This window comes from Nocardioides sp., from assembly GCF_035481145.1.
Classification (GTDB): domain Bacteria; phylum Actinomycetota; class Actinomycetes; order Propionibacteriales; family Nocardioidaceae; genus Nocardioides.
On the sequence record NZ_DATIHB010000036.1, the window covers coordinates 1 to 7,078 of the forward strand.

Here is a 7,078-nt window from a genome sequence, read left to right on the forward strand (position 1 = left end):
CTTCTGCGCCCTGGCGATGGCGCGCATGTCCCTCACCTGGCACCACCACGACGGCTGACGCCGCCTCCGAACGAAGCCGTCGGTCCGGATCCTGCCCCGCCTCCGGACCGGCGGCTGATCGCGTCGAGACCCGGGTCCTGCTCAGTCCTGCGGAACGTTCTCGAGCTCGGCGAGCCACGCCGTACGACTGGCGTCGGAGGGCATCCGCCAGTCGCCGCGCGGGCTCATCGTGCCGCCCGCGCTGACCTTCGGGCCGTTGGGCAGCGCCGAGCGCTTGAACTGGCTCGCGAAGAACTTCCGGATGAAGACGTCGAGCCAGTGCCGGATCTCCGCGAGGTCGTACGCCGGGCGGTTGCCGTCGCCGTACCCGGGCGGCCACTCCCCGACCTCGGAGTTGCGCCACGCGTGCCAGGCCAGGAAGGCCACCCGGCTGGGCCGCATGCCGTGGCGCAGCACGTGGAAGAGCGTGAAGTCCTGCAGCGCATAGGGCCCGGTGGAGTCCTCGGTCGCCTGGGGCTTGACGCCCTCCTCGGTCGGGATCAGTTCCGGGGTGATCTCCTGGGCGAGGATCTGCCCGAGCACCTCGTTGGCGTCGGGGGCGAACTCACCATGGGCGATCACCCAGCGGATCAGGTGCTGCACGAGCGTCTTCGGCACGCCGGCGTTGACGTTGTAGTGCGACATCTGGTCACCGACGCCGTAGGTGCACCAGCCGAGCGCGAGCTCGGAGAGGTCGCCGGTGCCGAGGACGATCCCGCCACGGTGGTTGGCCAGCCGGAAGAGGTAGTCGGTGCGCAGGCCGGCCTGGACGTTCTCGAAGGTGATGTCGTAGACCTTCTCGCCCTCGCTGTAGGGGTGGTCGAGGTCGTCGAGCAACTGCCGTGCGGCCGGCTTGATGTCGATCTCCTGGAAGGTGACACCGAGGGCCTGACCCAGTCGCCAGGCGTAGGACTTCGTGGTGTCACCGGTGGCGAAGCCCGGCATCGTGAAGGCGTGGATGTCCGTGCGCGGGCGGCCGAGCCGGTCCATCGCCTTGGCTGCGACGAGCAGCGCGTGCGTCGAGTCGAGGCCCCCACTCACGCCGATGACGACCTTCGGGTTGCCGATGGCCTGCAGCCGCTTCTCCAGGCCGGAGACCTGGATGTTGTAGCCCTCGTAGCAGTCGAGGTCGAGGCGAGCCGGGTCGTCGGGCACGAACGGGTAGCGGTCGACCTTGCGCAGCAGGCCGATGTCGCCCTTGGGTGGGTCGAGGGTGAACTCGACCGTGCGGAAGCTGTCGGTGGTGGAGAGCCCGAGCCCGCGGCGGTTGTCGTCGTGGGTGCCCTGACGCAGCCGCTCCTGGCGGATCTTGTCGAGGTCGACGTCGACCACGGTCGCGCGCGGGCCGTCGGGGAAGCGCTCGGTCTCCCCGAGCAGCTCCCCGAGCTCGTAGACCATCGTCTGGCCGTCCCAGCTGAGGTCGGTGGTCGACTCGCCCTGGCCGGCTGCGCAATAGAGGTACGCCGCGTTGCAGCGCCCGCTCGCGGACTGCACGAGGGTGCGTCGCGACTCGGCCCGGCCGATCGTGATCGGGCTCGCGCTCAGGTTGGCCAGCACGGTCGCGCCGCCGAGGCTGGCGAGAGCGCTGGGCGGGACGGGAACCCACATGTCCTCGCAGACCTCGACGTGGAGCACGAGGCCCTTGACGTCGGTCGCGGCGAAGAGCAGGTCGTTGCCCAGCGGCGCCTGCTGGCCGGCGTACGTGATGGTGCCGGTGCGGTCGTCGCCCGGCGCGAACCAGCGGCGCTCGTAGAACTCGCGGTAGGTCGGCAGGTAGGACTTCGGCGCGACGCCGAGCACGACACCGCGGTGGATGACGACCGCGCAGTTGAGCACCCGGGCGCCGTCGGCGATCGGGACGCCGACGACCAGGACCGGCGTCAGGGTGGCGCTGGCCTCGACGATGTCGCGGACCGCCGCCTCCGCCGCGTCCAGCAGGGTGTCCTGGAGGAAGAGGTCGTCGATCGCGTAGCCGGTCACGCAGAGCTCGGGGAAGACAGCGACGCCGACCCCTTGCTCGTGCAGGTGCCGGGCCTGCTCGAGGATCACGGCCGCGTTGGCCGCCGGATCGGCGACGGCGACCGGCACGGTCACCGCGGCGACGCGCGCGAAGCCCTGGGCGTACGACGAGTAGAAGTCCACATGCCCACTCTAGGGAAGCCGCCGAAGTGTGGCTTGTGGTCACGCGAGGTGTGGCTTGTGGTCGCGCGAGAGGATGCAGTGTGCTGATCCGACCCGAACGACCGTCCGACGTCGACACCATCCGCGCCGTCACCGCCGCTGCCTTCGCCGGAGCGCCGTACGCCGCTCCCGCGGTCGAGCCCGACGGCGTGCCCGGTGAGGCGACCCTCGTGACCTGGTTGCGGGCCGACCCCGCCTGGATCCCGGGGCTGTCGCTGGTGGCGGAGGATTACGGCGCCCTCGTCGGCCATGTGGTCTGCACCCGCGGCGACCTCGGTGGCACGCCGGCCCTGGGGCTCGGCCCGCTCAGCGTGCTGCCCGAGCGGCAGGGCACGGGCGTCGGCGCCGCGCTCGTGCGCGCCGTACTCACAGCCGCGGCCGAGCGGGGCGAGGACACCGTCGTCCTTCTCGGCGAGCCTGCCTACTACCAGCGCTTCGGCTTCGTGCCGGCAGCGGACGAGGGCGTCGAGCCACCGGTCGCGGAATGGGGGCCGTACTTCCAGGTGTTGCGCCTGGCTCCGGACGGGCCGCGTGGATCGTTCGCCTACGCCGCGCCGTTCGACCGCCTGGGCTGAACGCCGCGACGATCCACAGGCGCTGCCGGGACTGGTTGCAGCCCGCCTCAGAACGCCGCCAGCGTGGCGTCATGACCGGCCTGCCTTCGCCTGCTCCGTTCCCACCACCCCTGCCCTCCGTGCCGGTCGTGGCCGCCGCAGCCCGTGTCTGGCTCGGTGCGTGCGCCGCCTGCGCGTCGGCCGGCGACCGCGCCAACGGAGCGATCCGCCGAGCCGGCCAGGAGTGGCAGGGCCCTGCTGCCGCGGCTGCGTCCGGCCGCTCTCGAGCGCTGCAGGCAGAGGCCCGGGTGACCAGCGACGCCGGCCTGACCGGGGTCGTCGCGGTTGCGCAGTTCGCGCGGGCGCTCCGTCGACTCGGCGTCTCACGTTCGGCGCTCCGGTCGCGGGTCGACGACGAGACCACCACGCTCGCGCACCTCGTGCATGAGCCCGACACCCGACCCGACGCCTCGGCCCTACGCAGCGCCGCCTGGGCTCGTCACCGGGGCCTCCTCCACGACCTCGAGGCATGGAAGGCGGGCTGGCGGCAGGCCGAGGAGGAGCTCGCCGCCGCGCTCGCTGCCAGCACCACCCACCCCCAACACTCGGCCACTCACCACGACCTCCTCGACGCCGCACACCGGGCCCTCCTCGTCCTCGACGACTCCCCTGCCGCGGACGCCACCCGCCGGGCGCTGCGCGACGGTGGCGCCGAGACGTGGCTCCTCGACTTCGACCCGGCCGCGTTCGACGGCGACGGAAGGGTGGTCGTCGCCTATGGCGACCCGACGACGGCTGATCACCTCGCTGTCGTCGTCCCCGGCATGACGACCGACGCGACGGCGATCCGCGAGGTCGGCGCGATGGCCCTGGCCGTCACGGGTGCAGCCGCCTCCCGAACTCCACGGCAGACCGCCTCCGTCGCCTGGATCGGTTACGACGCCCCCGCCGACGGAGATCTCGCCCGCGGCCGGCTGCGCGTGCGCGATCTGAGCGACGTGATCCGTGCAGCCGGCGACCGTGCGGCCGACGAGGGTGGTGCGGAACTGGTCCGCTTCACCGACGGCCTCCCCGACCGGGACGTCACGGTGATCGGCCACAGCTACGGCGCGACGACCGCTGCCCACGCCGCCGCGGACGGCATGGACGCCGACCGGCTGGTGCTGCTCGGCAGTCCTGGTGCGGCCACGGGCGCAGACAACGCGTCGGACCTGCGCCTCCCGACCTGGGTCGCCGCCCATGATCTCGACCCCGTCACGTGGGTGGGTGGCGCCGGCCCCCTCGGCGTCGACCCTGCGCACGCCGACTTCGGTGCGGTGCGACTGCCCACCAACCCCGTCGACCCGCCCCACCTCGACCAGGCCGAGCGCTTCGTCGACATCCACACGAGCTACCTGGTGCCCGGCTCCGCCAGTCTCGAGGCGGTGGCGGCGGTCGTCGTCGGCTCGCCTCCGGCCACCGTCCCTGCGCGCACAGCGACCGGAGCGGGCCTTGCGGCCGACTGGTTGCGCGGCCAGGCGGCGTACGAGCTGATGAGCTGGCGCTGACGCGCGTGACGCACGAGACATGCCACGAACCGCCACCCTCGGTCTAGCCTTGCCAGTGCGTCCGGGGACTCCGTCAGGGAGCCTCGAGATTCACCCCCAGGAGAGATCGCCATGAGCGAGCAGCAGTCGACCACCACCTCCGCCGAGGTCGCCGCGCCGTACGGCGCCGGAGCCGCCTCCACGAGCCCCACCTCGCCGAGCGCCACGGTCAAGCGGATCCGCACCCACCACCTCGCCGAGATGAAGCAGCGAGGCGAGAAGGTCACGATGCTGACGGCGTACGACATGTACACCGCCCAGATCTTCGACGAGGCCGGCATCGAGATGCTGCTGGTCGGCGACTCCGCCTCCAACAACGTTTTCGGCAACGAGACGTCGCTCCCGATCACGGTGGATGAGCTCCTCCCTCTGACCCGTGCCGTCAGCAAGACCGCCAAGCGGGCGATGGTTGTCGGCGACCTGCCCTTCGGCAGCTACCAGGCGAGCCCCGAGCAGGCCTACCTCACCGCCGTGCGCTTCATGAAGGAGGGAGGCGCCCACTGCGTGAAGCTCGAGGGCGGTGCGGAGATGGCGCCTGTCATCAGCAAGCTCGTGCAGGGCGGCATCCCGGTCATCGCCCACATCGGCTTCACCCCGCAGAGCGAGCACGCGCTGGGTGGCTACCGGATCCAGGGTCGCGGTGCCGGCTCCGAGAAGGTCCTCGCCGACGCGCGCGCCGTCCAGCAGGCAGGTGCCTTCGCGGTCGTCATGGAGATGGTGCCGGCCGACGTCGCCGAGCAGGTCTCCAAGGAGCTCGACATCCTCACCATCGGCATCGGCGCGGGCGCCGGCTGCGACGGCCAGGTGCTCGTGTGGACCGATGCCTTCGGCATCCGTGCGGGCCGCATGCCGAAGTTCGTCAAGCAGTACGCCGACGTCCGGTCGGTGCTGCTCGAGGGCGCGAAGGCGTACGCCGCGGACGTCAAGGGCGGGACCTTCCCCGACGCGGAGCACTCCTTCTGAGGATCGATCATCGGCGGATGGACGAGTGGCCGCCGTTCGGGAGCTGGCGGGCGCTCACCACGTTCAGCCTGATCGCCGGGGCCGGCGGCACCGTGCTGGTCTCTGCTCTGCTCGCGTTCCTCGAGCAGCGCGTGCCGACGGGAGACGACGTGGTCGAGATCGCTCGCTTCGGTGCGCTGTTCACTCCGGGCATGTTCCTGCTGCTGGTCGTCCGCAGCACCCTGGCCGCGGCTGTCGAGCACGTCCTCGATGCGACGCTCGGGCGGTGGCTACAGCGCACGACTACTGGCGCGAGCGGTACGACTCCTCACCCGGGTGAAGAGTTCGACGTGCGGGCCCCGCGTGGACCGGACAACTCTTCGCCGCGGTGAATAGCTGGACGCCGCCCAGGCCCGGCGCGAGGAGGCCCGAGGAGGCCCGGCGCGAGGAGTCCCGACGCGCTCAGGACAGCAGCACGAGCGATGTCAACGGCACCAGCCAGCTGACGAAGCTCCCGACCAGGAAGTACTCCGTGAGCTGATGGATCCGCTCCTGCTCGGTCTTCAGCTGGAGCTCGGGGAAACGCAGCAGCCCCTTGGCGGCGATGACGATGCCGGCTGCAGTGAGCTCACCGGCGAGGCCGAGGCCGAAGATCACCAGGCGCTCCATCGGGCCGAGCAAGCGCCCGCCCTTGAGCCGCGTCTCGGGATCGCCTGCAGTGCCGTGCAGCGCGGGAAGCACGGTGCCCGTTGCGGCGAGGACCAGCCGGACGATGACGTTGCCCGTCGAGAGCTGGACCATCGCCAGGGCGGCCAGCAGCAGCACCCCGTCCGGTGCGGCACCCGCCGCGGACCAGGGCACAGCGTGCAGCCAGCGCGCCAGCAGGGCGTCAGCGGGAATCGCGGGCGCCACCGGGGCCGCGGCCACTGCAACCACGAACGACAGGCCGAGGACGGCGAGCGGCAGCCAGGGACGTCCTCCCGCAGCGAAGCCGTGGCTGACCGTGAAGCCCCACGCGAGGACGGCGACCACCACCACAGCGACGGGAGCGAGATCGCGCAGGTCGGTCAGCCCTGCGCCCAGCGCCACGGCCACCACTGACGCGGTGCCCACCACCTGCGGGAAGACGTTGCGCTGCAGCACGGAGTGCGCCAGGTCGGTCACCGCGACACCGATCAGCAGCAGGGCCAACCAGGTCATCGCACCTCCTCGAGCATCGCCTCGGCCGCGACCAGCATGGCCAGACCGTCGTTGCGCACGCGCTGGGAGACCGCGGAGGCCGAGACGGCGAGGTCACCGGCGATCTCTCCCTGCGTGCGTCCGTCCAGCAGACCACGGACCACCGACAGCGAGCGCGGCGACAGGCCACCGATCACCTGGTCGCGCAGTAGCAGGGCGGCGTTGACCGCCGGGACCGACGGGCCCTCGACCCCCTCCGCACACCGGTACGCCGAGCGGGCCAGCCGGCGGCCGGCGCGCGTCGCCTCCTCAGCGACCGCTTCGATCGCCTCACGTGCCGCCCACCAGCCTGGGCCGTCCTCGACGCGTGGCTCCTCCTGGAGCACGGCGACCTGGCCCCAGCCGATGCCGAACCGCAGGTCGACGTCCGGGAGCCCGGCGAGCCGGAGCGCGCGGACCGCGCGGAGTGCCCCACCCACATCGGTGAAGCATCCCTGGAACTCGTCGCCGACCGTGATCCGCAGGGGCACCAGGGGCGCCTCGCCGTTGGCCTCGGCGAGGAGCTCGACGACGCGCGCGTGCAGCGCAGCCCGGCTC

The 7,078-nt window shown here is 71.9% G+C and carries 7 protein-coding genes; 4 read left to right on the forward strand and 3 right to left on the reverse strand.

What is annotated here, in order from left to right; all coding sequences use genetic code 11:
- Positions 1–141: 141 nt before the first annotated feature.
- Entirely contained in the window at positions 142–2,181 is a 2,040-nt protein-coding gene (locus tag VLF38_RS02965) for an NAD(+) synthase (RefSeq protein WP_325269803.1), read from the reverse strand.
- Between the two features lie 80 nt (positions 2,182–2,261).
- On the opposite strand from VLF38_RS02965, the gene VLF38_RS02970 reads away from it, so the two are divergent.
- The 4 genes from VLF38_RS02970 (at position 2,262) to VLF38_RS02985 (ending at position 5,694) form a co-directional block, all read left to right on the forward strand.
- Positions 2,262–2,795: an N-acetyltransferase gene (locus VLF38_RS02970; protein ID WP_325269804.1), complete on the forward strand. Its 534-nt coding sequence runs from the start codon at positions 2,262–2,264 to the stop codon at positions 2,793–2,795.
- A gap of 71 nt (positions 2,796–2,866) precedes the next feature.
- Positions 2,867–4,321: an alpha/beta hydrolase gene (locus tag VLF38_RS02975; RefSeq protein WP_325269805.1), complete on the forward strand. Its 1,455-nt coding sequence runs from the start codon at positions 2,867–2,869 to the stop codon at positions 4,319–4,321.
- Between the two features lie 111 nt (positions 4,322–4,432).
- Complete coding sequence (gene panB / locus VLF38_RS02980) at positions 4,433–5,323, forward strand: 3-methyl-2-oxobutanoate hydroxymethyltransferase (RefSeq protein WP_325269806.1); 891 nt, start codon at positions 4,433–4,435, stop codon at positions 5,321–5,323.
- 17 nt (positions 5,324–5,340) lie between these two features.
- Positions 5,341–5,694, forward strand: a complete 354-nt coding sequence (locus VLF38_RS02985) for a hypothetical protein (protein WP_325269807.1) — start codon at positions 5,341–5,343, stop codon at positions 5,692–5,694.
- Between the two features lie 70 nt (positions 5,695–5,764).
- Here the strand turns inward: VLF38_RS02985 and VLF38_RS02990 are convergent, their stop codons facing one another.
- Both VLF38_RS02990 and VLF38_RS02995 read right to left on the reverse strand, forming a co-directional pair.
- The gene (locus VLF38_RS02990; RefSeq protein WP_325269808.1) at positions 5,765–6,502 is read right to left on the reverse strand and encodes a hypothetical protein; all 738 of its coding nucleotides are present in this window, start codon (positions 6,500–6,502) and stop codon (positions 5,765–5,767) included.
- Positions 6,499–7,078: SatD family protein (locus tag VLF38_RS02995; RefSeq protein WP_325269809.1), on the reverse strand; the 580-nt coding region annotated here is incomplete at its 5' end. The genes VLF38_RS02990 and VLF38_RS02995, both read right to left, overlap by 4 nt.

What these genes read in the sequence shown, in the direction of transcription:
- VLF38_RS02975 (WP_325269805.1), top strand. Translation starts at nt 2,867, where the DNA reads ATGACCGGCCTGCCTTCGCCTGCTCCGTTCCCACCACCCCTGCCCTCC.
- VLF38_RS02985 (WP_325269807.1), top strand. Translation starts at nt 5,341, where the DNA reads ATGGACGAGTGGCCGCCGTTCGGGAGCTGGCGGGCGCTCACCACGTTC.
- VLF38_RS02990 (WP_325269808.1), bottom strand. Translation starts at nt 6,502, where the DNA reads ATGACCTGGTTGGCCCTGCTGCTGATCGGTGTCGCGGTGACCGACCTG.
- panB (WP_325269806.1), top strand. Translation starts at nt 4,433, where the DNA reads ATGAGCGAGCAGCAGTCGACCACCACCTCCGCCGAGGTCGCCGCGCCG.